The organism is Xanthobacter sp. NM-25, from assembly GCF_022138605.1.
In the GTDB taxonomy this organism is placed as follows: Bacteria; Pseudomonadota; Alphaproteobacteria; order Rhizobiales; family Xanthobacteraceae; genus Xanthobacter.
The window spans coordinates 532,009-555,460 of record NZ_JACBFS010000003.1 but is presented as its reverse complement, the minus strand read 5'-3'; the positions used below and the strand labels follow the sequence as shown (position 1 = coordinate 555,460).

23 protein-coding genes are annotated in these 23,452 nt (G+C 67.1%); 13 read left to right on the top strand and 10 right to left on the bottom strand.

The annotated features are described in order from the left end of the window. Nucleotides 1–10 precede the first annotated feature (10 nt). The 6 genes from ureE to MEU52_RS11340 all read left to right on the top strand — a co-directional run bounded on the left by ureE (nt 11) and on the right by MEU52_RS11340 (nt 5,426). Nucleotides 11–691: an urease accessory protein UreE gene (gene ureE, locus MEU52_RS11365; RefSeq protein ID WP_238121379.1), complete on the top strand. Its 681-nt coding sequence runs from the start codon at nt 11–13 to the stop codon at nt 689–691. Nucleotides 692–702: 11 nt separating this feature from the next. Then, nucleotides 703–1,425 carry an urease accessory protein UreF gene (locus MEU52_RS11360; RefSeq protein WP_238121378.1) on the top strand — a complete coding sequence of 241 codons (723 nt, stop codon included), beginning with the start codon at nt 703–705 and terminating at the stop codon, nt 1,423–1,425. A gap of 25 nt (nt 1,426–1,450) precedes the next feature. After that, nucleotides 1,451–2,101, top strand: a complete 651-nt coding sequence (gene ureG, locus MEU52_RS11355) for an urease accessory protein UreG (RefSeq protein ID WP_238121377.1) — start codon at nt 1,451–1,453, stop codon at nt 2,099–2,101. Nucleotides 2,102–2,105: 4 nt separating this feature from the next. Beyond that, complete coding sequence (locus tag MEU52_RS11350) at nt 2,106–3,044, top strand: urease accessory protein UreD (RefSeq protein WP_238121376.1); 939 nt, start codon at nt 2,106–2,108, stop codon at nt 3,042–3,044. Nucleotides 3,045–3,058: 14 nt separating this feature from the next. Next, nucleotides 3,059–4,078 carry an urea transporter gene (yut, locus tag MEU52_RS11345; protein WP_238121375.1) on the top strand — a complete coding sequence of 340 codons (1,020 nt, stop codon included), beginning with the start codon at nt 3,059–3,061 and terminating at the stop codon, nt 4,076–4,078. A gap of 103 nt (nt 4,079–4,181) precedes the next feature. Next, nucleotides 4,182–5,426 carry an ammonium transporter gene (locus MEU52_RS11340; protein WP_238121374.1) on the top strand — a complete coding sequence of 415 codons (1,245 nt, stop codon included), beginning with the start codon at nt 4,182–4,184 and terminating at the stop codon, nt 5,424–5,426. A 41-nt stretch (nt 5,427–5,467) separates the two neighbouring features. On the opposite strand, the gene nikR is transcribed toward MEU52_RS11340, so the two are convergent. Next, nucleotides 5,468–5,941, bottom strand: a complete 474-nt coding sequence (gene nikR / locus MEU52_RS11335) for a nickel-responsive transcriptional regulator NikR (protein ID WP_238121373.1) — start codon at nt 5,939–5,941, stop codon at nt 5,468–5,470. A 153-nt stretch (nt 5,942–6,094) separates the two neighbouring features. On the opposite strand from nikR, the gene MEU52_RS11330 reads away from it, so the two are divergent. From MEU52_RS11330 to MEU52_RS11310, 5 genes are read left to right on the top strand one after another with little or no spacing between them, the layout of a single operon-like run. Continuing rightward, the gene (locus tag MEU52_RS11330) at nt 6,095–6,859 is read left to right on the top strand and encodes a DUF4198 domain-containing protein (RefSeq protein ID WP_273546201.1); all 765 of its coding nucleotides are present in this window, start codon (nt 6,095–6,097) and stop codon (nt 6,857–6,859) included. A gap of 6 nt (nt 6,860–6,865) precedes the next feature. Further along, nucleotides 6,866–7,486: a cobalt transporter CbiM gene (cbiM, locus tag MEU52_RS11325; RefSeq protein ID WP_238121371.1), complete on the top strand. Its 621-nt coding sequence runs from the start codon at nt 6,866–6,868 to the stop codon at nt 7,484–7,486. Next, entirely contained in the window at nt 7,483–8,058 is a 576-nt protein-coding gene (locus MEU52_RS11320) for a cobalamin biosynthesis protein CbiL (RefSeq protein WP_238121370.1), read from the top strand. Before cbiM ends, MEU52_RS11320 begins: the two co-directional genes overlap by 4 nt. Next, a complete protein-coding gene (gene cbiQ / locus MEU52_RS11315; protein ID WP_238121369.1) occupies nt 8,058–8,768 on the top strand; it encodes a cobalt ECF transporter T component CbiQ in 711 nt (236 codons plus the stop codon). The genes MEU52_RS11320 and cbiQ overlap by 1 nt, the downstream gene beginning before the upstream one ends. Further along, nucleotides 8,765–9,469 (top strand): energy-coupling factor ABC transporter ATP-binding protein, encoded by a 705-nt coding sequence (locus MEU52_RS11310; RefSeq protein ID WP_238121368.1) that lies wholly within the window; start codon nt 8,765–8,767, stop codon nt 9,467–9,469. The genes cbiQ and MEU52_RS11310 overlap by 4 nt, the downstream gene beginning before the upstream one ends. Before the next feature lie 45 nt (nt 9,470–9,514). On the opposite strand, the gene MEU52_RS11305 is transcribed toward MEU52_RS11310, so the two are convergent. The 6 genes from MEU52_RS11305 to trxB form a co-directional block, all read right to left on the bottom strand. Continuing rightward, nucleotides 9,515–10,807, bottom strand: a complete 1,293-nt coding sequence (locus MEU52_RS11305; RefSeq protein WP_238121367.1) for a mechanosensitive ion channel family protein — start codon at nt 10,805–10,807, stop codon at nt 9,515–9,517. A 195-nt stretch (nt 10,808–11,002) separates the two neighbouring features. Further along, complete coding sequence (locus MEU52_RS11300) at nt 11,003–14,452, bottom strand: autotransporter domain-containing protein (protein ID WP_238121366.1); 3,450 nt, start codon at nt 14,450–14,452, stop codon at nt 11,003–11,005. Between the two features lie 116 nt (nt 14,453–14,568). Further along, nucleotides 14,569–15,258, bottom strand: coding sequence for a M15 family metallopeptidase (locus MEU52_RS11295; protein ID WP_238121365.1), 690 nt, complete (start codon nt 15,256–15,258; stop codon nt 14,569–14,571). A gap of 129 nt (nt 15,259–15,387) precedes the next feature. Further along, nucleotides 15,388–15,906, bottom strand: a complete 519-nt coding sequence (locus MEU52_RS11290) for a peptidoglycan-binding domain-containing protein (protein WP_238121364.1) — start codon at nt 15,904–15,906, stop codon at nt 15,388–15,390. Nucleotides 15,907–16,267: 361 nt separating this feature from the next. Continuing rightward, nucleotides 16,268–17,158, bottom strand: coding sequence for a LysR family transcriptional regulator (locus tag MEU52_RS11285; protein ID WP_238121363.1), 891 nt, complete (start codon nt 17,156–17,158; stop codon nt 16,268–16,270). A 148-nt stretch (nt 17,159–17,306) separates the two neighbouring features. Next, nucleotides 17,307–18,266 carry a thioredoxin-disulfide reductase gene (gene trxB, locus MEU52_RS11280; protein WP_238121362.1) on the bottom strand — a complete coding sequence of 320 codons (960 nt, stop codon included), beginning with the start codon at nt 18,264–18,266 and terminating at the stop codon, nt 17,307–17,309. A gap of 264 nt (nt 18,267–18,530) precedes the next feature. Between trxB and MEU52_RS11275 the strand changes: the two genes are divergently transcribed. Next, on the top strand, nt 18,531–19,013 hold the full coding sequence (locus MEU52_RS11275) for an Lrp/AsnC family transcriptional regulator (protein ID WP_238121361.1): 483 nt from the start codon (nt 18,531–18,533) through the stop codon (nt 19,011–19,013). 29 nt (nt 19,014–19,042) lie between these two features. Here the strand turns inward: MEU52_RS11275 and MEU52_RS11270 are convergent, their stop codons facing one another. After that, nucleotides 19,043–19,573, bottom strand: a complete 531-nt coding sequence (locus MEU52_RS11270; RefSeq protein ID WP_238121360.1) for a MarR family winged helix-turn-helix transcriptional regulator — start codon at nt 19,571–19,573, stop codon at nt 19,043–19,045. A gap of 161 nt (nt 19,574–19,734) precedes the next feature. On the opposite strand from MEU52_RS11270, the gene MEU52_RS11265 reads away from it, so the two are divergent. Beyond that, entirely contained in the window at nt 19,735–20,664 is a 930-nt protein-coding gene (locus tag MEU52_RS11265; RefSeq protein ID WP_238121359.1) for a DMT family transporter, read from the top strand. Between the two features lie 6 nt (nt 20,665–20,670). On the opposite strand, the gene MEU52_RS11260 is transcribed toward MEU52_RS11265, so the two are convergent. Further along, on the bottom strand, nt 20,671–21,981 hold the full coding sequence (locus MEU52_RS11260; protein ID WP_238121358.1) for a replication-associated recombination protein A: 1,311 nt from the start codon (nt 21,979–21,981) through the stop codon (nt 20,671–20,673). A gap of 9 nt (nt 21,982–21,990) precedes the next feature. Further along, a complete protein-coding gene (locus MEU52_RS11255) occupies nt 21,991–23,451 on the bottom strand; it encodes a DegQ family serine endoprotease (RefSeq protein WP_238121357.1) in 1,461 nt (486 codons plus the stop codon). Between the last annotated feature and the right edge of the window lies 1 nt (nt 23,452).

Sequence of the window (23,452 nt, the reverse complement as noted above, 5' to 3'; positions counted from 1 at the left end):
GGAGACCCGCATGATCCTCGTTGAAAAAATGCTCGGCAACCTGAGCGATCCCCACTGGAGCACCCGCGCCGCCAGCGCCAAGGTGGACCCGCTGATCCTGGAGCAGTGGGAAGCCCCCAAGAACCGCCTGCGCAAGGCCAGCGAGGGCGGCATCGAGCTCGCTATCTCCTTGCCCCGCAACGAACATCTTCACGACGGCGACGTGCTCTATGCCGACGAGGCCAGCAACACCATCGTGGTGGCGCGGGTCGCCCTCAAGGATGTGCTGGTGATTGAACTGGAGAGCATCGAGCAGCTCTCCCCGGTGGAAATCCTGCGCACCTGCTTCGAACTGGGCCACGGCCTTGGAAACCAGCACTGGCCGGCAGTCATCAAGGGCACCACGGTCTATGTGCCCCTCTCGGTCGACCAGAAGGTGATGGCCTCCGTGATGCGCACCCACGCCTTCGCCCATGTGACGACCCGCTTCGCTCCGGGCGCCGAAGTGGCCGCCAAGCTCGACGCACGCGAGAACCGCCTGCTGTTCGCCGGCGCCGATGCCACCCCCCACCATCACCACGACATCGCTGACCGCGGCCACGATCATGGGCATAGCCATGACCATGATCATGATCACCACCATGACCATGATCACCCGCATGAGCATGGTCATTCCCATGGCCACGGCTCAGCGCACCGGCACGAGCATTGAGCGGTCCTACCATGGCGAACGACGACGGCGCCGCGCCCGACCCTCATCGCAGCATGGTGCATCTGGCGCGCCTGCTGCAGTTCTCGGACTCGACCCTGCCTATCGGCTCCTTCGCCTTTTCCAACGGCCTGGAGTCGGCCCTGCAGATGCAGGTGGTGAACAACCCGGCCGAGCTGCTCCAGTTCGTTGAACTGGTGGTGCACCAGGCGGCGCGCATGGACGGCGTGGCGCTGCTGCATGCCCATCGGGCCGCCGGCACCGGCGACTATGAGACCATCCGCGCAGCCGATCAGGCCCTGTGGTGCCGCCGGGTGGGCGAAGAACAGCAGCTGATGCTCTCCCGCATGGGCCGCAAGTTCGCCGAACTGGCGCTGAAGCTCGCCCCCTTGCCCCTGCTTGGCCGCTGGCTCGGCGACATCAAGGGCGGAAGCGCTCCCGGGTGCTTTCCCATCGGCCAGGCCATCGCCTTGAGGGAGATGGGGGCCGATGAGGTCGAGTGCTTTGTGATGCACCAATATGCGGTGGCATCCATGGTCTTGAGCGCGGCGCTGCGCCTGATGCGGATCGACCATATGGAAACCCAGCGCATCCTCTTCACCGTGCAGGGACGGGTGGAGGAGGACTATAATGCCGTCCGCGACCTCGCCCTCGAGGAAATGTCGGTGTTCGCACCGGTCTTCGACATCCTGGTGGCGCACCACACCACCGCCCACGTGCGCCTGTTCATGAACTAATGGCCGCCCCGGAAAGGAACGAACAATGAAGAAGATCACCCGTATCGGCATCGGCGGGCCCGTCGGCTCCGGCAAGACGGCGGTCATCGAGACCATCACCCCGCGCCTCATCAAGATGGGCATCAAGCCGCTCATCATCACCAATGACGTGGTGACCACCGAGGACGCCAAGCAGGTGCGCCGCACGCTCAATGGCATTCTGGTGGAAGAAAAGATCGTCGGCGTGGAAACCGGCGCCTGCCCGCATACGGCGGTGCGTGAAGATCCGTCCATGAACATCGCCGCCGTCGAGGAGCTCGAGGAAAAATACCCCGACAGCGATGTGATCTTCATCGAGTCCGGCGGTGACAACCTCACTTTGACCTTCAGCCCGGCCCTCGCAGACTTCTATATCTATGTGATCGACGTGGCCGCAGGCGACAAGATCCCGCGCAAGAACGGGGCGGGCGTGTGCCAGTCCGACATCCTCGTCATCAACAAGAAGGACCTCGCCCCCTATGTGGGCGCGAGCCTGGAGGTGATGGACCGGGATTCCAAGCTGATGCGCGGCAAGAAGCCGTTCGTGTTCACCAATTGCAAGACCGGCGAGGGCATCGACGCGCTGATCGCGCTCATCATGGACATGGCGCTGTTCGACGTGAAGCCGTCGACCCCCACCAGCTCGGCGGCCGAGTAGCTCCATGGGCCTTGATGCGCAACTGAGGCGCCTCGACCTCGCGCGGGAAGTGCAAGGCTATCAGGACCAGCCCGCGCAGATGCGCGCGGCCGGGCCTGGCAAGGTGGGCGAGCTGCGGCTCGGCTTTTCCATGCGCCATGGCAAGTCGGTGCTCCACGATCTTTATCGTGTGGCCCCCCTGCTGGTGCAGCAGGCGCTGTACTGGGACGAGGCCATGCCGGAACTGCCGATCTGCTCCATCATCTCGGTGGGCGGCGGCATTCTCCAGGGCGATCGCTACAAGATCGACATCTCGGTGGGGCCCGGGGCCTGCGCCTATGTGACCTCGCAGGGCGCCAACCGCATCCACCGCATGGATGCCAATTATGCGTCCCAGCACCAGACGGTGAACGTCGAGGCCGGCGCCTATCTCGAATACCTGCCGGACTTCACCATTCCCTACCGGGGCTCACGCTTCATCAACGAAACCGAGCTGGTGGTCGCGCCCGACGCCACCGTGCTCTACGGCGAGATGATGATGACCGGGCGCAAACATCATCACGTGGATGAGCGGTTCGGCCTGGACCTGCTGTCGGTGATGGCCAGCGTGCGCCGCCCCGACGGGCGGCAGCTGTTCACGGAAAAGGTGCTGATCGAGAAAGGCGACCCCACCATCGACTTCACCGCGGTGATGCGCGGGTTCGATGCCTTCGCCAACATCATGTGCCTGGCGCCCGCGCCGGTGTGCGCGCGGATCCGCGAGCGCTTCACTCCGCACCTGCCGGTGGAGGGGGAGATCCGCGCCATGAGCGGCGTCTCGCGGCTGCCCAACGAGGCGGGGCTGATGCTGCGAGCAGTGGGCGTGGAAAGCTACGACGTGCGCCACGAGGTGCGACGCTTCTGGCGGATCGTCCGCGAGGAAGCGCGCGGACGCACGTTGCCGACTGAATTCATCTGGCGCTGACAAGGGGGGACAGCATGGCCACGACCGAGAGTAAACTGAATTTCCTGGTCCTGTGCCTCCGCGGCACCAGCCAGGTCTTCTTCATGGAAAACTCCATTACCGGAGTGCTCTTCTTCGCGGCGATCGCCGTCGCCTCCTACCAATCGGGCGTGTGGGCGACCACCATCGGCGCTGCCGTCGGCGTCGTGGTGGCGACCCTCACCGCCATGCTGCTGGATGCCGACGACACCTCGGTGAGCTCGGGCCTCTATGGCTTCAACGGCATCCTGGTCGGCGCCGCCTTGCCCACCTTCATCACCGCCTCGCCGCAGCTGTGGGTCTATGTGGTGGTGGGTGCGGCCGCCAGCACGGTCATCACCGCAGCCTTCAGCGCCACCCTGACCAAGGCCTGGGGCATTCCCGGATCGACCGGTCCGTTCGTGCTGACCGGCTGGCTGATGGTGGCCGGAGCCTACTCTTTCGGCGGCCTGAGCGTTTCCGGCGACGCGCCGAAACTCGCCACCGACTATGTGCAGGGCCTGGTGAGCATTCCCGCCCCGCTGGAGCTGGTGCAGATCTTCTTCCGCAACATCGGCCAGGTCTACCTGCTGGGCAGTGAGTATAGCGGAGCCCTCATTCTGCTCGGCATCTTCATCGCCTCGATCCCGGCCGGCATCGCCGCGGCTGCGGGTTCCGCCGTTGCGATGATCGTGTCCATTCTCATGGGCGCCGATCCGGCCACGGTGCAAGCCGGCCTCTATGGCTTCAGCCCGGTGCTGACGGCGATGGCGGTGGGCGTGATCTTCCTCAAGCCCTCGCTGCGGGTCGCCCTTTATGCTCTCCTGGCGACCATCACCACTGTGTTCATCCAGGGCGCCTTCGATGTCATGATGCTGCCGGCGGGCCTGCCCTCGTTCACGGCGCCCTATGTGCTCACCATGTACTTGTTCATTGCGCCGAAGAAGGCGTTCGCGCCCCATCCGCATGCGGCAGTGAAGGGCCATCTGGTGGCACCCGCGGCTGACGCGACGACGGGGAAAGCCGCGGCCAACTGAACCGCGGACGGCAGGGATGGCGGCGGTGCTCCCTCAACGGGCGCTGCCGCCAACTGCATTTAATCTTCGAGCTGGGCTGAAGTGAGATCGAAGGGGGACGAAGATGCAGGGAATAAATGCGGGTGATACCGCGTTCGTGCTGGTGTGCACGGCGCTGGTCTGCATGATGACGCCGGCGCTGGCGCTGTTCTACGGCGGCCTGGTGAAGCAGCGCGACATGCTGTCGATCATGATCCAGAACTTCGTGTGCATGGGCGTGGTCGGCTTGATCTGGGTCTTTGGCGGTTTCAGCCTGGTGTTCGGCCCGAGCCTCCTGGGCGGTGTCATCGGCGACATCCGCCCCTATTTCGGCATGTATCACGTGGGCGTCACGCCCAACCCCACCTATGGGCCCAGCGTGCCGTTCATCACCGTGTTCGCCTATCAGATGATGTTCGCCATCATCACCCCGGCGCTCATGACCGGCGCCTTCGTGGGTCGGTTCCGGTTCGGCGCCTATCTCATCTTCATCGCCCTGTGGACGGTGCTGATCTATCTGCCGGCGGCCCACTGGGTGTGGGGCGGCGGCTTCCTGGCGCAGCTCGGCGTGGTGGATTTCGCCGGCGGCATCGTCATCCACGCCTCGGCCGGCTTCTCGGCTCTGGCTACCGCGCGCTATCTCGGCAAGCGCAAGACCGCCCCGGGCACAGGGGCAGCGGAACCCGCCTCCTTGCCGCTGGTGGCGCTGGGCGCCGGCCTGCTGTGGTTCGGCTGGTTCGGCTTCAACGCAGGCGGCGCCTATGCCGCCGACGCGCTGGCCGCCTATGCCTTCACCAACACCATGCTGGCCGGCTCCATCGCCATGCTGGTGTGGATGTTCTGGGAATGGCGTGAGACCGGACGGGCCTCGTTCTCCGGCGTGCTGGTGGGCGCCGTGGCCGGTCTCGCCACCATCACCCCCGCGTCGGGCTATGTGGAGCCCATGGCGGCGCTCTGCATCGGCGCCGCTGGTGCCACCGTCTGCTATTACGCCAAGTATGTGCAGAAGTGGCTCAAGATCGACGACACCCTTGAGGTGTGGCGGGCCCATGGCGTGGGCGGCATCACCGGCGCCATCCTCATCGGCGTGGCGGCCAGCTCCCATATCAACGGCGTCCAGGCCAGCGGCCACCAGCTGCTGATGCAGGTGCTGGCGGTGGCCATCGTCGCCTTCTACGCCTGGGTGGTCACCACCATCCTGCTGACGCTGCTCGACCTCACCGGCAAGCTGCGGGTGTCCGATGCGGTGCAGGAAGCCGGGCTCGACCAGACCCTGGTGGGCGAAAGCGCCTACAGCCTGTGGGACATGGACCGCAAGCTGCCGGAATGACCACCTGCCCTCCCGCTCCCCTCGAGCGGGAGGGCGCTCCCTCAAAAGCCGCTGCGCACGCGCAGATGGGTGTGCGCGGTTCCGGTCCCTTCGGCGTGGGAATGGGGCACCTTATCTTCCACCACGGGAATGAGGTTCAGCGCTCCGTGCATCACCCCACGTTCCAGGAACAGGGCCTCCGCATAAGCGGAGACATCGGCCACGTGGCCACGCATCACCGCGATGTCGATGGAGGTGGTGTGATCAAGCGGCACCGACAGGGCCGCGACGGTCTGATCATGCCGCTCAAGCCGCCCCTGGGGCACGCGCGCCGCAAGATTGCGCACGGCCTGATCCACGGTGCAGCTGGCAATGCCGAAGCAATGGGCCTCCGCCGGTCGGCCGGACCGGGTGGACAGGCCGCGGCGCACCAGATCGCGAATAGCCTCGGAGCGGCTCATGGCTCCGGTGGCCTGCATATAGGCATCGAGGTCGGCGGCCAGATCGTCGTCGAGAGTGATGGTTGTGCGCTGCATGGGCCTCTCTGCCAAAGGGGAGCGACGCATCATACGCGCCGCGGGCCCGGCGAGAATAACGCCGGCGTGGTTGCGAAGATCAGACCGGCGGAGGTATGATTTTTTATCGAGTCTTTCATACTGGGGGTTTTCGTGTCGCACCTTCGTTCCGCGCTGCGCTTTGGCCTGGTCGGCCTTCTGCTCGGTGCCACGCCTGCCTTCGCCCATTTCCAGGAAATCATTCCCTCCGCCGACGTGCTGCCGGAAGGCGGAGACGTGACGCTCGACCTGATCTTCACCCACCCGGTGGAGCGCGGCCCGACGATGGAGATGAAAAAGCCGGTCCGCGTAGGTGTGCACGCCGGAGGCAAGACCACCGACCTCACAGACCAGGTGAAGGCCAAGCCAGTGGACGGCAAGAGCGCCTGGAGCCTCACCCGCGCCATCGCGGAACCCGGTGCCGAGATCTTCTTCGTCGAGCCCCAGCCTTATTGGGAGCCGGCCGAGAACAAATACATCGTTCATTATGCCAAGGTGATCGTGGACGGCTTCGCCTCCGGCGAGGGATGGGACGAATTGGTGGGGCTTCCGGTGGAGATCCAGCCCCTCACCCGCCCCACCGGCCTTTGGACGGGCAACGTCTTTTCCGGCGTGGTGCTGAAGGCCGGCAAGCCGGTGCCGTTCGCCGAAGTCGAGGTGGAGTTCGTGAACGACGGCTCGGTGCGCCCGCCCAATGATGCATTCGTGACCCAGGTCATCAAGGCAGACGCCAACGGCACCTTCACTTACGCCATGCCCCGCGCGGGCTGGTGGGGCTTTGCCGCGCTACTCGACGGCGACGCGAAGAAGCCGGCGCCCGATGGCAAGCCCGCCGCGGTCGAGGAAGGCGCCCTCATCTGGGTCAAGGCCACCGACATGGCTGGCGCAGCAGGAAAGTAGGCGCGAATGGCCCATATTCCGGACGGCATCCTTTCAGCCCCGGTGCTGGTCGGGGGCGGCGTCATCGCCGCCGCCGGCGTGGTGCTGGCGCTGCGGCGGCTCGACGATCGTCTGATCCCCCGTGCCGCCATTCTCTCGGCGGTGGTGTTCGCCGGCTCGCTGATCGCCGTTCCGGTGGGGCCCTCCAGCGTCCATGTGCTGCTCTCCGGCCTGCTCGGCATCATGCTGGGGATCAGCACCTTCGCCGCCGTGCTGGTGGTGCTGCTGTTGCAGGTGCTGCTGTTCGGCTTCGGCGGCTTCACCACACTCGGCGTCAACACGGTGAACATCGCCCTGCCCGGGGTCGTGTTCGCCGCCCTGCTGGGCCCCATGATCCGCCGCAGCGCGCGACCGCTGGTGCGGGCGCTGCTGGCGGGGGCCGTCGGGGCCTTGTCGGTGCTCGGCACGGGGGCGCTGGTGGCCCTCTCCCTTGCCCTGTCGTCCAGCGAATACACGGTGGTCGCCAGCGTCCTCATCGCCACCTATCTGCCCCTCGCGTTCGGCGAGGCGCTGGTGACGGCGGCCATCGTCACGTTCCTGGCCCGGGTTCAACCCTCGGCCCTCTCACCGGTGGCCACGCCCTCATGATGCGCGTTTTCCTGCCGCTGCTTCTCGCCCTGGCCTTTGCCGGGCCGGCCCAGGCCCACAAGCTGAAGGTGTTTGCCGCCGTGGCCGGCGAGACGGTGAGCGGCTACGCTTTCTTCATCGGCGGGGGCCGGCCGCAAGGCGCGGCCTGGACCGCCCGCGATGCCACAGGCACCCAGCTCGCTGGCGGCGACACCGACACCGAGGGCGCGTTCCGCTTCACCCTGCCCCAGGGCTTCGCCTCTGACCTCACGGTGACCGTGGACACCCACGACGCGCACGTCGCCAGCACCACCTTGGCCGCCTCCCGCTTCGATGGCGCGGCCCCCGCGCAAAGCCCACCCGCCAGCGCTGCTCGCCCCCCCACCGCCGCGCCGGCGACGATGGGTCCCTCCACCGACCCGCAGCAGCTTGCGGCAGTGGTGGACGCCGCGGTGGCCCGCCAGATCGAACCGCTGCTGGAACGGATCGAGGCCTTGGATTCGCGCCTGCGCTTCGTCGATGCATTGTCGGGCATCTTCCTCATCATCGGGCTGGCCGGGGGAGCACTGTGGCTGCGCGCGCGCCGCGGCTGATGCCGCCCCAAGATCTGCGGCTGCGCCTGCTCGCGACCTTCGTGGCGATCGCCTGCATCTCTCAGCTGGCGACCCTCACCCTGGCGGCCGGCGTGCTGGCGTTGATCGTCGCCATGATGGCGCTGGTGCGGCCGCCCGGACGCCTCTGGCTGCGCCTCCTGCATATGGAGGGCTTCCTGCTGCTGCTGTTCGCCACCCTGCCCTTCACCGTTTCCGGCACGCCCCTGCTGGTGCTGGGCCCGCTGACCGCCAGCGTCGAGGGGGTCGCGCGCGCCGCTCTCATCGCCTGCAAGGTATCGGCCTCGGTGCTGCTGGCGATGGCCCTTCTGGGCGATGTGGACCCCTCGCGGCTCGGCCCCGCCCTGCGCGGCCTCCACGTGCCCGAACGCCTCACCCGCCTGTTCGTGATGACGGTGCGCTACGCGGGCCTGATCCGCGACGAAGCCCGGCGCCTGCACGATGCCATGCGCATGCGCGGCTTTCGCCCCGGCTCCAACCGCCACACCTGGCGCAGCTATGGCAACCTCATCGGCATGATGCTGGTGCGGGCGCTCGATCGCGCGCAGCGGATTGAAGACGCCATGGCCTGCCGGGGCTACGATGGCCGCTTTCCCTATCGCACCCAGCCGGCGCCCGCCGTCACCGACTGGGTCGGCTTCGCCGGCATCGCCGGCATCGGCCTCATCGCCCTGGTGATCGACCGCCTATGACCCCGCTCATCGAACTTCAGAACGTGACCCTGGCCCGCGATGGCGTTGCGGTGCTGCAGGGGGTGGACCTCACCCTCACCGCCGGTGAACGGCTGGCCATCGTCGGCCCCAACGGCGCGGGCAAGACCACCCTGCTGCGCGCCATCGTCGGCCTGGAACGGCCCGCTCAGGGCACGATCCGCCTGTTCGGCGCCAGCTGCGTGGAGGAGCGGGACTTCCGCCCCTTCCGGCCCCGCATCGGCTATCTGTTTCAAGACAGCGAGGACCAGCTGTTCTGCCCCACGGTGCTTGAGGACGTGTGCTTTGGCCCGCTGAACATGGGCCTGTCCGAGGCCCAGGCCCAGGCGCAGGCGGCGGATGTGCTGGACGCGCTCGGCATCGGCCATCTGGCGGATCGCATCAGCCATCGCCTGTCGGGCGGGGAGAAGCGTCTCGTGTGCCTGGCGGGTCTGCTGGCCATGCGGCCGGACGTGCTGATGCTGGACGAACCCACCAACGGCGTGGACGTGAGCAACGGGCGGCGCCTGCGTGATGCGCTGCGCACCTTCAGCGGCGCGCTGCTGCTGGTCTCCCACGACGACGCCTTCATCTCGGAGCTGGCCACCCACGCCCTGGTCATCCAGGATCAAGGCCTTACGCCCGCGCAGATCCACACCCACCCGCACAGCCACAGCCATCCGCACGTGCACCCCGCCTCGTGAGCCCTTCACGCCATGTGCAGGGCCCGCAATGCGGTCACATCGTCGTCAGCCCTGCCCCTCGCCGGGTGCTCCGTCCAGCTCGCCCTTGTCCGCGGGACCGACACGCCCCACCGCGCCAGTGGCGGCGGGCGGCGGCTCCACGGCGGCCTCGATCCGGGGCTGATCACCCTCCGGCGGCAGGAACAGGTCGGGCTGATCGTGCGGCATCGATTCCACATAGAGCGACGTGGAGGGGAAGGCGAAGCTGGAGCCGGCGCCGAGCACGATGTCCATGATCTTATAGGCGAGGCGCTCCTTCACCAGCAGCCACTCTCCCCAATTGGTGGTGCGCGTGAAGCAATAGACCATGATGTTGATGGACGACTGGCCGAATGAATCGATCCTCACGAAGGTGGAGGCCTGCTTATAGGGCACGAAGTCCGCGCATTCGTGGATGTAGGTTTCGATGCCGTCGCGAATGACCCGCAGCTGATCCACGGTTGTGGAATAAGGCACGCCAATGAGCCAATAGATCCGCCGCCGACGCATGCGCGTGTAGTTGATGACGGCATTGTCGGCCAGATCCGAATTGGGGACCTGCACCGCCGCGTCGTCGAACTGGCGGATCTTGGTGGATCCGAAGCCGATGCTCTCCACCGTGCCTTCCACCACGTTCGGAACCTTCACCCAGTCCCCATACTGGAAGCGCTGCTCCATCAGAATCAGCACCCCGGAGATCAGGTTCTTGAACAGCGCCTGCGATCCGAGCGCGGCGGCGGCGCCGACGATGCCGAGGCCGGTGAGCATCGGTCCGATCCGCACCCCCCATTGCTGCAGAATGGCCGCCAGCGCGAAGAAGGCCACCAGGCATTTCAAGGCGTTGCGGATCCAGTCCGCCACCGGGGCGGTGAGATGGCTCTGCCGTGGGCGCAGATAGGCGATCAGCGGCTCCACCAGAGCGAACAAGGCCCAATAGGCGGCCAGAATCAGCAAGGTAGCGACCGCCTCCTTGGAGATGCGGGCGATGATGCCGCTCTCGTCCACCTTGAGGATCTCGAAGGCGAAGAAGATGCCGAGCACCACCGGCAGAAGCCCCACGGGCTGCCGCAGCGCGTCGGCGATCTGCGTCCGCAGATCCTTGCTGGTGATACCCACCGTGCGCACAATGAGGAACAAGATCACGTGGCGGATGGGCCAGCGTAGCGCCAGACACAACAGAAAGACCCCGAGCGCGGTGGCGATGCGCTCCATTGGCAGCGCCTCGACGGCCGCCACCACATGGCCGAAAAAGCTCGTCACCGGCTCGACGGCCCGCTGGGCCGGGGCCAGGAGATCGGCAGGGCTCCGCTCAATCGGCATGACTCGTGTCCTCGTCGCGCAATGGCTCCCGAGGTCACACCGTAGAACGGCAGCGCAGGGGTCGGCCAGCATGGCGTCCGGCGCTGCGGATGCGCCGAGCCGGCTCTAGCATGGCCTGATCCGCCGGTAAAATGAAACAGGTGTCATGTCCGTGGGCGACCGCGCCGCCCACGGACCTCGCGTGGCGGGCTCTGCTCAGAACCGAACCTGCAGCACGCCGCGGCCGGCATTGGAGGTCACGCCATCCCCGAACGCCCCATCATAAGCAAGGCCGAGGGTGACGCCCTTGGGGAGGGTCATGTCGAGACCCGCGCCAACCACCAGGCTATCTGTCGCCACCGGCACGCCGGCGGCGGAAAAGCCCGTGCCCGTGGACAGGAACACCAGCGTCGCCTCCGGCGCCACATCACCGAACGCATGGCGCCAGCCGACGCTCGCATGGGGCGTGAGGCTGGTGCCTCCGTGCGACACCAGGCCGGCCGCACGCACGCCGAGGGTGGAATAGGGGGTGCTGGCGCTGGTGCCCGTCGCGGTCAGCCCCGCCACGGGTGCGCCGGTTTCAGTGAAGCCGTCCAGGTCCACATAGCTCCAGCCGAAACCGGCGAAGGGCTCGAACGCCACCGGTCCGGCGGTGACCGCATAGGCCACCTCGCCGAACAGATTGGCCGAGGTGCCGTCATAATCCGCCTGCGGCCGTTCTCCGGTGAGTGCCACATAGCGGGCGGTGGAGATGGAGCTCCACCCGATATCGGCGCCAGCGCGCAGCTTGACGGCATCGAACGCGGTGCCGCCATAGACCGCGAGCCGCACCGTGTCCGCATCGGCGGATGCCCCGCCGGTGGAGGTGGAGCTGGAGGAATAGCCGACCGCGGCGCCGACCACGCTGGCGCCGAAAGTGGCATCAAGGCCCACCAGCGCGCCGCCGAGATGGGTGTCCGCGGACATGGGCCCCGAGCTGGCGTTCAGCCACTGGCCATAGCCCTGCGCCCAGGCATTCAGCACCGGGCCCGACGGCCGCGCCGGGGTGGACAGCGCGTTGAACGGACCAGCCTGCGGCGCCGCATCGGCATAGGCGCTCACCGGCCCACCGAAGCCGAGGGCCGCTGCGGCACCGCCGGTCCCGGCAGAATCCGCCTGCCGCAGGCGCCCGAGCAGGGTGTCGTTGACCAGGGTATTCTCGTTGAACAGGACGCCGGGCACCGTGGCGTGGACGTCGCCGGCCAGCTGGGTGAAAGCGGTGCGCACCACCGGCGCGGAGGCCTGCCCCACCACCGCGTCATAGAGGCTCGAGGCCCCCGGGGTCGCCCCCGCGCCGAACCGGTCCAGCGACCGCGCCACCGCCCGCTGGTTCGCCGTTGTGGCATAGCTGGCGAGCGAGACGCTGTTGCGATCGAGCTCCACATAAATGTCGTTGGCGTCCGCCCCCATCGTAGGGGTGAGGAACAGATAGCTGGTGGTGCTCTCCAGGCTGCCGAAGCTCCCGCTCACACCCCCATCGGCGCTGAGCACCGTATAGCGGGTGCCCCAGGTGAGACTGCCCGGTGCCGCGGAGAGCACCAGGCTCGCGCCGGCATCCACGCTCGCGGTGCCGGTGGCGGCGATGAGGTCCACCGTGCCCAGGGTGGAGGCGCTCACCTGGTAGCTGGAACCGGCAGCGAAGCGCACGTCGCCGCCGACGACGAGGGTCCCAGCCGCGCCGACGGCGCCGGGAGCCACCACGCCGCCGCTCTCGACACTCAGGCCACCGATGGTGCCGGTGCCGCGCAGATGGCCCAAAGCCCCGCCCGCCAGATCACCGGAAACCACCACGCTGGAGCCCGCGAGCTGCGCATCGGCCAGCAGCAGCGTCGCCTGATCCACCGTGGTGGTGCCGGTGAACGCGCTGCCGCCGGAGACGATCCAGCTCGATCCGGCGGCCAGCGTGAGGCGCTCGAATCCCTGATAGGTGGCGCTCTCTCCCAGCAGGGCGAGGTCGAAACTGCCGTCCACCTCGCCAAGCCGCAGCGTATCGGTGCCCCCTTCCCCGCGCACGGCCCCGACCACGGAGGAGCCGGCCTCATAGACGAACAGGTCGTCGCCATCGCCCATGGCGACGGCATAAGTGGTGCCCGAGATGATGCCGTAATTGACGATGGTGGTGGAGAAGAGGCCGGCCGTATTCACCACCTTGATGCCGAAGCCATCGTCACCGCGGATGGTGCCGTAATTGGTCACCGACAGGGCCGCATAGATGTCACCGCTGTTGCTGTCATCGGCGAGAATGCCGTTATTGGCGCCGGAGATGAGCGCCGTGGTGACAGAGGCGCTGCCGTTGACGATGGTGCCGCCACCAATGGCGATGCCTTCGCTGGTGCTCGGGTTGGTCTCGCCCTCCTTGGTGCCCTTGGAGCCGAGGCCGGAAATGGTGCCGTAATTGTAGATGGTGCCGGCATTGTCGAAATCGACGCCATCCCCGTCACCGAAGCTGGCTGCGGGATCGTAAGTGCCGGTGATGGTGCCGTAATTCACCACGATACCCGAGCCGTTGGAATTCACACCCGACCCGTTGCGCCCTTCGATGGTGCCGGCATTGGTGACATCGAGGAAATCTTCTGCACCCGAGGCCTTGATGCCGTGATAGGCGCCGGAGATTACCCCCGTGGCCTCGTTGATGATGGTGGCGCTCATGCCGCCGGCGAGATCCTCGCCATCGATCTTGATGGCCGAATTGTTCTGGGTATCGGCGGTGCCGTCCGCATAAGACGAGCTGATGGTGCCCGCGTTTGTCACCACCATGCCGTTGGCGCCCTGGATGCCATCATCGGCTGCGGCAGTGATGAGCCCACCGGCCTCGTTGACAATGGTGATCTGCGCGTTCTTCGAGGCGATTCCGCCTAGATCAATGGCCTGACCATCCACCGTCGATTGGATGGTGCCGGCATTGCGGATCGCGATGACCGGCGCCGCGCTGCTGCCGTCCGGCGACGAGATCTTGATGCCATCATCGGTGCCCGAGATCAGGCCACCGGCCAGGTTGGTGATGGCAAGGCTCTGCAGGGTCTCGAAATTCGCTGCGGTATCCATCTTGATGGCGCGCTTGCCATCGGCCGTGGTGGTGATGATTCCGGAATTCACGATGGAGAGGGTGCCGCCCCCGATCCGCACCGCATCGCTGCCAGCCGACGAAATCGTTCCCGAATTGGTCACCGCCACCACGGCACTGGCGGCCGTGGCCTTGTCGAGGTCGAGCGCCTGGCCGCTCGCGGATGAGAGGATGCCGCTGTTGTCGACGGTGAGCTGACCATCCGCGAAGGCCCCCTTGAGGCGGAGGGCGTCGTCGTCCGACGCGATGGTGCCCGCATTAGACAGGCTGAAGGCCCCGCTGACGCTGGACGCGGCGTCAATGGCGCGCCCCTCGGAGACGATTGAACCGTCATTGATGATGGTGACACCGGAACCCGTCGCGGCGCCGTTCCAGGTGATCGCCGCATCAGCGCCGCCATCCAGCGTCGCCCCGGCCTCAACCACGCCCGTATCCGACCCTGCCACGCTCTGCGGCCCACTCGCCGGCGGCACCACGAAGGAGCCCGCAAACGCCGGCGCGCTGGTGCCGGCGCACAGGAGAATGAGAACAAGACGGCTGGCGGTGGAGCAGAGCGCGGGCATCGGGGGGATCCGTATGGAAGAAGGTCCCTCCCCTACGGTCTGGATGCTACACACACATGACAATGCGGTAACGGGCGGCGCACTCGGCCCATGACCCGGCCGCCCCCCGGCGCTCGCTAGTCGATCGGAAAATCAAAATAGGTGTCGGGAAACGGCTCGTTCGCCAGGGTGAAGTGCCACCACTCCTTGTCGAAGGGCTGGAAACCGTGGCCGCTCATCAATTGCGCAAGCCGCTGCCGATTGGCCTTCTGCACCTCGGTCACCGCATCCGATCCCGGCCACGACAGGTCGCTGAACAGATCGAACGGCGTGCCCATGTCCAACTCCGCGCCGCTGGCCGCCTCCACTAAAGTGAGATCCAGGGTGGAGCCACGCGAATGGCCGGAGCGGGCGGCGATATAGCCCAGGGTGAACAGGTCGCCCTTGTCCAGATCGGGGTAATACTCCCCCTTCGTGTGCGTGTCGGCGAGGTCGGCCGCCCAGCGGGCGAAGTGGGCCACCGCGCGAGCCGGGCGGTAGCAGTCAAACAGCTTCACCCGATAGCCCTGCGCCCGCGCGCTCTCGGCCACCTGCGCCAGCGCCTCGGCGGCGGGGCGGGTCAACAGGCACCGCGCCGCGCCATATCCATCCACTGGAGTGCCAACGAAATTGTGCGTGCCCGCATAGCGGACATCGAGCACCGCGTCGGGCACCAGGGTGCTCACATCCACGAAGCTGTCCGGTCGCGCGCGCTGCACTTCGGCGGCCAGGCCGATCGCCGGCGACGCGGCGCCCGACAGACCGGCGCAGATGAGGGCAGGCTTCACAATCCAATCCATGAGGCGAGTCGGCATCGGTGTCCCCGAACAGCTCGACTTTACCCGCCATCCCGGCGGCGGCAATCCCGCGCGCGGGCAGAAATGAGAGGGGCGGATGTCGCCATCCGCCCCGGGCACTCAGGAGAAGAAGCTGGTGATGGTCTGCCAGATGCTCTTCTTCGGCGCGGCAGCAATCTCCGCAGCTGCGGGCGTCGCACCAGGGGCAACCGTCTCCGGGCCGGACTGAGACTTGGTGACCGCCTCGACCGTCACCACGCCGGCGAAAGCGGGAATCTTGGCCAGGGTCACCGGACCGGCCATACCATCCGCATCCAGGCCATTCTGCTCCTGGAAGGCGCGCACAGCCTTGGCCGTGCCCTCGCCGAACTTGCCGTCGGCGGCGATGTTGAGCGCCTCCTGCAGCTTCTTGACCGCGTCGCCCTTGGACCCCACCGTCAGCAGAATGAGCTCCGGCAGCTCCAGTGCCAGGAAGGTATCGGGCCCGGCGATGCCGTCCACCGACAGCCCGTGCGCCTTCTGATAGGCCTTCAGGGCCTCTTCGGTGGCCGGGCCGAACTGGCCATCGGCCACCACGCCGAGCTTGGCCTGCAGGATCTTCACCGGCTCACCGGCCAGTCCGCGCTTCAGAATTGCCATGGCATCCCCCATCAGGACGAGTCATCTAGAGACAACGAAAGGTGGAGCTTCCGCTTATATCGCCTACCGGCGATCTGCGCACCGCCCCATTCGACACAGGGCACGAGAAGCGCATCGGCAGCCCCATAAAAGAAAAATGCCGGGTCCACGAAGGACCCGGCAAGTATCGCCGCAGAGCGGCGAACCTTCCAGAGGGGAACAGCTGAAGCATCAATCACGATGCGATCAGCGCTTGTGCAACATGCACGCTCCTTAGGCAGATTGCAACGCCGAATGGCGGCAGAGCAGGCATATCAGGCATGCATTTGCCCAAGGGCTCATCCCCAGACCTCTGCATGGGGCGACACACGCCCGTCAAAGATCAATAGTTCCAGCGCTGCGCCTTGGAGATCAGGAAGTCGCGGAACACCTGAATGCGCGCCACAGAGCGCATTTCCTGGGCATAGGTGAAATACGCCTCGAGCTTGGGCGTCTCGCGATCGGTGAACAGCTGCACCAGCGAGGTGGCGTCGTCCGTCAGATAGTCCGGCAAGGTGCCGATCCCAACGCCGCGCTCCACCGCCCGCTTGAGTCCCAGCACGCTATTCACCTCGAACGTGGGCACCCGCGGCGAGGCGCCCTCTCGCCCGGCATGCTCCAGCCAGTTGAGCCCCTGGAAATAGGATGGGATGGGCCCGCCCAGCAGCAGGATGCGGTGCTTGTCCAGCTCGTCGAGGGAACGGGGCTGGCCGTGGCGCTTCAAATAGTCCACCGACGCATAGGCATGAAAATGCACCGTGAACAGCTTGCGTTGCACCAGATCCGGCTGCACCGGCTGGCGCATGCGGATGGCGACGTCAGCCTCGCGCATGGCCAGATCCAGCTCCTCATCGGTGAGGATGAGCTGGATGCGAATATCGGGAAACAGCTCGACGAACTCACCCACCCGCGCGGTGAGCCAATGGGTGCCGAGGCCCATGGTGGTGGTGACGCGCAGTTCCCCGTTGGGCTTTTCGCGGCTGTCGCTGAGCTGCGCCCGCGCCGATTCGAGCTTCAGGAACACCTCATGGGCGGTGCGATAGAGCAGCTCGCCCTGCTCGGTCAGGATGAGGCCACGCGCGTGGCGATGGAACAGGGGAACCTTCAGCTCCGCCTCCAGCGCCGACACCTGCCGGCTCACGGCCGACTGCGACAATCCGAGCGTTTCGCCCGCATGGGTGAAGGAACCGGCTTCGGCGGCGACGTGAAAAACCTTCAGCTTGTCCCAATCCATTGGGGCCCCGGGGGTTCTGCGCGACACCCCTCGAGCGCGGGATGCGGGCGGCTTTCATCGGTTGAAGAAGCCGGGGCGCGCGCTCGGCGGTCCCGGCTTCAAAGGGGGACAGTTCGGCCCGGCGGATGGACCACCCGCCGGCGCCGCGTCATTCCGCGGCTTCCGCCACCGTATGTGCGAGGAAGCGTTCCGCCTCCAGCGCCGCCATGCAGCCGCGGCCCGCCGCCGTCACCGCCTGGCGATAGACGTCGTCGGCCACGTCGCCGGCGGCGAACACGCCCGGCACCGAGGTGGCGGTGGAATCCGGCGCCGTCCAGACATAACCGGACGGCTTCAGGCGCAACTGGCCGGCCACCAGGTCGGTGGCCGGAGCATGGCCGATGGCCACGAAGAAGCCGTCGGCCTTCAGCTCGCTGATCTCACCGGTGCGGATGTCGCGCAGCACCACGCCGGTCACGTGCGGCGCCGGCTCGTCCGCACCCTTCACTTCGGCCACTTCCGCGTTCCACACCACCGCCACCTTGGGATTGGCGAACAGCCGATCCTGCAGGATGCGCTCGGCGCGGAAGCTGTCGCGACGGTGCACCACGGTCACCTTCGCGGCGAAATTGGTCAGGAACAGCGCTTCCTCGACGGCGGTATTGCCGCCACCGACCACCACGACCTCCTTGCCGCGATAGAAGAAGCCATCACAGGTGGCGCAGGCGGAAACGCCGAAGCCCCGATAGGTCTCCTCGCTCGGCAACCCCAGCCAGCGGGCCTGGGCGCCGGTGGCCAGAATCACCACGTCGGCTGTGTAGTCGGTGCCCGACTCGGTCTTGAGTCGGAACGGGCGCTGCGACAGATCGAGCTGCGCCACATGATCGGCAATGATCGTGGTGCCCACGTGCTCGGCCTGGGCGCGCATCTGCTCCATCAGCCAGGGCCCCTGAATGGGCTCGGCAAAGCCGGGGTAGTTCTCGACCTCTGTGGTGATGGTCAGCTGGCCACCGGGCTGGATGCCCTCGAACAGAACCGGCTGCAGCATGGCCCGTGCGGCATAGACCGCCGCCGTATAGCCGGCCGGCCCCGAACCGATGATGACGACCTTGACATGTTGGGCGCTCATTATGACCTCGAAACCGCAAATGCGCGCCGCGGATCGCGCGCAGCGCCCACACCGGGCAGCTCTCCCGCATCGCAGCGTAAGCTATGCGCAAATGTAGGGGCTCCCACGCACCGCGACAAGGCGCCCGCGCGCCTGCACATTCGCCTTTCGTCATAGGCGGTGCAGGGATCCGGCAACGAAAGATTATTTCGTTGCGTTGCCGCAATCCCGAACTAAGGTGCGCGAGCGCCGCGCCGCGTCGCCTCTGTTCCCCGGGAGCCCGCCTTGACCGTCCGCCTCGATGCTGTCGACTGGAAAATCCTCGACGAGCTGCAGCGCAACGGGCGCATGACCAATGTGGAGCTGTCCCGGCGGGTCGGCATTTCCGCGCCTCCGTGCCTGCGCCGCGTCCGCGCGCTGGAGGATGACGGGATCATCCACGGCTATCGCGCGCTGCTCGACGAGAAGCGCCTGGGCTACGACCTGATGGCGTTCGCCATGGTGCATCTGGTGAGCCAGGCGGAGACCGATCTTGCCGCCTTTCAGGAACGCATCGACCATTGGCCCCTGGTCCGCAGCGCCTGGATGCTCTCCGGCGACGTGGATTTCATGATGCTCTGCGTGGCACCGGACCTGCGCACCTTCCAGAATTTCGTGCTGGAGATCACCGCCACTCCGAACGTGCGCAACGTCAAGACGGCCTTGACGCTGAAGCAGGTGAAGAACGCGCCTGCCGTGCCCCTTGAGGCCGGCCTGCCCAAGCTCTGAGCCGGCTCGCCTGAGCGTCTCCCGCAGCCTCAGGCCGGGGGCGCTGCAGGCCCTAGCCGTTCAAGATGCGCCAGGAGCTTGGCTAACAGCCCATTGAGCTGCGCCTGTTCATACGGACTGAGCCCTTCGAGGATCCCCCGCTCGTTCTCCACATGGACCGGCAGCACCGCGTCGATGATGGCCCGGCCGGGCGCCGCCAGCTCCACCAGCGTCCCGCGCCGGTCGGTGGGGTGCTTGCGGCGGATGATCAGGCCGGCGCGCTCCAGCCGGTCCAGCCGCGCCGTCATGCCGCCGGATGAGACCATGGTCGCTGCATAGAGCGCCGTGGGGGTGAGCGCAAAGGGCGCCCCCGCGCGGCGCAAGGTCGCCAGCACATCGAAATCCCCATGCTGCAGGCCGAAGCGCGCGAAGACCGGTAGCAGCTGGTCGCGCGCCACCACGTGCGCCAGCTCAGCCAGTCGCCCCAGCACCTCCATGGGAAAGGGATCGAGGTCCGGCCGCTCCCGCCGCCATTGAGCTGCCGCGAGCGCCGCGCGATCCGGATGAGCGTCATCTCTCATGATTTATCTTGACATAAAGATACTTGATATTGAGATATTAGCTGTCTCTCGCCGCCTTGGCAACGAACGCGGCATCGGAGGCTCGCCCGCGTCCGCCCCCCCCCCCCGAACGCTCCCTTCCCTTATTGGATCTATCCGCTAAGACGCGGCTCGGAGGCCCCATGACGACCGACGCAACAGCTTCCATGGCCCGGCGCGAGACGCTCTTGCCGCTGCTGTGTCTGCTGGCCACAGGTGCCCTGCTCGGTCTCACCACCTTCGTGGCCGGCAGCGCCATCCGGCAGGGCTGGGCCCCGTTCGCCTTCCTCTTCTGGTCTGCGCTGACCAGCGGCGTGCTGTTGTCTGTTCTCGCCCTGGCCGCAGGCGAGCGGCCGCGCCTGTCGCCGCACCTCCTGCGCTACGCCCTGCTCTCCGGCCTGCTGAGCTTCGCGCTGCCGAACCTGCTGTCGTTCGCCGCGATTCCCCATGTGGGCGCAGGCTTCGTGGCGCTCTGCCTCGCCTTCCCGCCCCTCGTCACCTATGCCATGGCCGTGCCGCTGCGCATGGACCGACTGACCACAAGGGGCGTGCTGGGAATGGCGCTCGGCCTCGTGGGCGCGGTATTCCTCGCGCTGTCCGGCACGCGCAGCGACGATGGGGGGTGGCTCTGGATCGGGCTCGCGCTGGCGGCGCCGCTGGTGGTGTCGGCCGGCAACATCTATCGCACGGTGGACTGGCCGGGGCTTGCCAGCCCACGCCTGCTGGCGCCCCTGATGCTTCTGGCGGCGGCGCTGATTTCCGGAACGGTCGCGGTGGCCACCGGTGTGCCGCTCCAGCTGCCGGACGCACCGGTCGAGATTGCACTGCTGGCGGCACAGACCCTGGTGGTCGCGGCCACCTACGCGCTTTATTTCATTCTGCAGAAGCTGAGCGGCCCGGTGGGCCTCAGCCAGATCGGCTGGATCGCCGCCGGCACCGGCAAGACCCTGGCGGTGGCCTTCCTGGGCGAGACGGTGCCGCTGCTGCTGCCGCCGGCGTTCGTGCTGATCCTGGCCGGCATCATCGTTCTCGCCCGCCGCGGCAAAGGTGCTGGCGCGGACCGCCGCGACTGAACCGCCTCAGCTTTCGCCGCGCTCGGCCCGCAGCCGCGCCCAATACTCCATGCGTTTTTTGATCTCGCGCTCGAAGCCCCGCTCCACCGGGTGATAAAGGCTCTGCCGCCCCAGCGCCTCGGGGAAGTAGTTCTGCCCCGAGAAGGCATCCGGCTCGTCGTGATCGTAGCGGTAGCCGTCGCCATAGCCCACGGTCTTCATGAGCTTGGTGGGGGCATTGAGAATGTGCTTGGGCGGCATCAGCGATCCCCCCGCCTCGGCCAGCCGCCGCGCGGCCTTGAAGGCGGTGTAGACGGCATTGGACTTGGGCGCGGTCGCCACATAGACAACCGCCTGCGCCAGCGCCAGTTCGCCCTCGGGAGAGCCGAGAAAATCGAAGGCGTCCTTGGCGGCACTGGCCACCACCAGCGCCTGCGGATCGGCATTGCCGATGTCCTCCACCGCCATGCGGACGATACGGCGGGCGAGAAACAGCGGGCTCTCCCCGGCATCCAGCATGCGGGCGAGATAGTAGAGCGCCGCGTCCGGATCCGAGCCCCGCACCGATTTGTGCAAGGCGGAGATGAGGTTGTAATGCCCGTCCTCGCTCTTGTCATAGATGGGCGCCCGGCGCTGCACCACATCGGCCAGCGCGGCCACGTCGAACTCTTCCCCGGGCCGCGCCGCCCGCCAGACCTCTTCCGCCAGGGTCAGGGAGGCGCGGCCGTCGCCGTCCGCCATGTTCACCAGCGCCAGCCGGGCCTCCTCCGTGAGCGGCAGGGGCTTGCCCTGCACCTCTTCCGCCCGCGCCAAAAGCCGGCCAATGGCGTCCGCATCCAGGGCGCGAAACACCAGCACCCGCGCCCGCGACAGCAGCGCGGCGTTGAGCTCGAACGACGGATTCTCGGTGGTGGCCCCCACCAGCGTGACGGTGCCATCCTCCATCACCGGCAGGAAGCTGTCCTGCTGGGCGCGGTTGAAGCGATGGATCTCATCCACGAACAGCAGAGTCGCCTGGCCGATGCGCCGGCGCGCCCGCGCGTGCTCGAACACCTTCTTCAGATCGGCGACGCCGGAGAAGATGGCGGAGATCTGCTCGAAATGCAGATCGGTGGCATTGGCCAGCAGCCGCGCCACCGTAGTCTTGCCGGTGCCCGGCGGCCCCCACAGGATGAGGGAGCCGAGCGAGCGGGCTTCCAGCATGCGTGTCAGCACGCCGTCGGGGCCCACCAGATGGTCCTGCCCGACCACCTCCGCGAGGGTGGTGGGGCGCAGCCGATCCGCCAAGGGGCGGGGAGCGCTCTCACTGAGGCCAGCGGCCTCGAACAGATCCGACATGGGCCGGCCTCAACCGGGTAGCAGGGCGGTGATGAGTCGGCCGTTCCGCACCACCGTCACCTGCCACGCCCGCATGGGCGCACGGGAGACCTCAGCGAGATCCGCCGTGCGCACGATCTTCTGACCATTCACCTCAGCCACCACGTCACCGGCCTTGAAACCGGCCATAGCGGCCGGGCTGCCTTCGGCCACATCAAAGATCACCACGCCCTTGGCACCATCGTCCACCCTCAGTTCCTCGGCCACGGCCGGCGAAAGATTGACGATGGTGGCCCCGCTGAACGGCGAGCGCGAGCGCAGCTCCAGAGCCTCGCGGGCCGGCACCTCCGGCGCGCTTTCCAGCACCACCACGACACTTTCCGTCTTGCCCGAGCGGTTCAGGCCCAGGGCCGCCCGGCTGCCGATGGGGCGGGTCGCCAGCCGGTAATTCAGCGATTCTGGGTCTTCCACCCCCTGCCCTTCGACCGCGACGATAAGATCGCCGGATTTCAGCCCGGCCTTGGCGGCCGGGCTGCCGGGCGTGACCTCCCGCACCAGCGCTCCGGTGGGGCGTGCCAGGCCGAGGCCATCGGCGATGTCGGGCGTGACGCGCTGCAGCCGCGCGCCGAGCCAGGGCCGCCGCACAGCGGTTCCACCGGACCTGGCCTGTTCCACCACCACCCGCACCATGTTCACGGGAATGGCGAAGCCGATGCCCAGCGACCCACCGGTGCGCGAATAGATGGCGCTGTTGATGCCCACCAGATGCCCGGCCATGTCCACCAGCGCGCCGCCGGAATTACCCGGATTGATGGCCGCATCGGTCTGAATGAAGAACTGATAGTCCGACACCCCCACCTGAGTGCGCGCCAGTGCGGAAACGATGCCCTGGGTGACGGTCTGGCCGACGCCGAACGGATCGCCGATGGCGAGCACCAGATCGCCCACCGCCAATTCGTCGGAATTGCCCATGGGCAGCGACGCGAAGGTCTCCTGAGCTTCCGCCTTCAGCTTCAGAATAGCGAGATCCGTGCGCTGATCGCGCAGCAGCACCTGCGCCTCGAACTCGCGCTTGTCGTTGAGGGCGATGCGGATTTCATCGGCCCCCTCGATCACGTGATAATTGGTCACCACGATTCCGGAGGGATCGACAATCACGCCGGAGCCGAGGGACCGCTGCACTCGCTCGGGCGCCCCGAGGCCCGGACCGCCGCGCCCCGGCCCACCGAAGAAGCGGCGGAAGAAGGGGTCCTCAAAGAACGGATTCACCGCCCGCGCGGTCTTCATCGCATAGACGTTCACCACGGCTGGCGCCGAGCGCGCGACGATGGGCGCGAACGAGAGCTTCACCTCCGCGGCAGAGCTGGGCACCCGCGTCTGGGCCAGGGCCTGGCTGCCGCCTGGCGCAACGGCAGCGACGAAAAGCGTGGCGCAAAGAACCGACCACAGGACGGGCCGGGCGATCCGTGAGATGGGAAAGAAGACAGTCATC

Coding starts and splice junctions, on each gene's coding strand:
- MEU52_RS11350 (WP_238121376.1), top strand. CDS start 2,106: ATGGGCCTTGATGCGCAACTGAGGCGCCTCGACCTCGCGCGGGAAGTG.
- MEU52_RS11300 (WP_238121366.1), bottom strand. CDS start 14,452: ATGCCCGCGCTCTGCTCCACCGCCAGCCGTCTTGTTCTCATTCTCCTG.
- MEU52_RS11320 (WP_238121370.1), top strand. CDS start 7,483: ATGATGCGCGTTTTCCTGCCGCTGCTTCTCGCCCTGGCCTTTGCCGGG.
- ureE (WP_238121379.1), top strand. CDS start 11: ATGATCCTCGTTGAAAAAATGCTCGGCAACCTGAGCGATCCCCACTGG.
- MEU52_RS11255 (WP_238121357.1), bottom strand. CDS start 23,451: ATGACTGTCTTCTTTCCCATCTCACGGATCGCCCGGCCCGTCCTGTGG.
- MEU52_RS11270 (WP_238121360.1), bottom strand. CDS start 19,573: ATGAGAGATGACGCTCATCCGGATCGCGCGGCGCTCGCGGCAGCTCAA.
- ureG (WP_238121377.1), top strand. CDS start 1,451: ATGAAGAAGATCACCCGTATCGGCATCGGCGGGCCCGTCGGCTCCGGC.
- MEU52_RS11310 (WP_238121368.1), top strand. CDS start 8,765: ATGACCCCGCTCATCGAACTTCAGAACGTGACCCTGGCCCGCGATGGC.
- MEU52_RS11360 (WP_238121378.1), top strand. CDS start 703: ATGGCGAACGACGACGGCGCCGCGCCCGACCCTCATCGCAGCATGGTG.
- cbiQ (WP_238121369.1), top strand. CDS start 8,058: ATGCCGCCCCAAGATCTGCGGCTGCGCCTGCTCGCGACCTTCGTGGCG.
- cbiM (WP_238121371.1), top strand. CDS start 6,866: ATGGCCCATATTCCGGACGGCATCCTTTCAGCCCCGGTGCTGGTCGGG.
- trxB (WP_238121362.1), bottom strand. CDS start 18,266: ATGAGCGCCCAACATGTCAAGGTCGTCATCATCGGTTCGGGGCCGGCC.
- yut (WP_238121375.1), top strand. CDS start 3,059: ATGGCCACGACCGAGAGTAAACTGAATTTCCTGGTCCTGTGCCTCCGC.
- MEU52_RS11265 (WP_238121359.1), top strand. CDS start 19,735: ATGACGACCGACGCAACAGCTTCCATGGCCCGGCGCGAGACGCTCTTG.
- MEU52_RS11340 (WP_238121374.1), top strand. CDS start 4,182: ATGCAGGGAATAAATGCGGGTGATACCGCGTTCGTGCTGGTGTGCACG.
- MEU52_RS11305 (WP_238121367.1), bottom strand. CDS start 10,807: ATGCCGATTGAGCGGAGCCCTGCCGATCTCCTGGCCCCGGCCCAGCGG.
- nikR (WP_238121373.1), bottom strand. CDS start 5,941: ATGCAGCGCACAACCATCACTCTCGACGACGATCTGGCCGCCGACCTC.
- MEU52_RS11290 (WP_238121364.1), bottom strand. CDS start 15,906: ATGGCAATTCTGAAGCGCGGACTGGCCGGTGAGCCGGTGAAGATCCTG.
- MEU52_RS11285 (WP_238121363.1), bottom strand. CDS start 17,158: ATGGATTGGGACAAGCTGAAGGTTTTTCACGTCGCCGCCGAAGCCGGT.
- MEU52_RS11260 (WP_238121358.1), bottom strand. CDS start 21,981: ATGTCGGATCTGTTCGAGGCCGCTGGCCTCAGTGAGAGCGCTCCCCGC.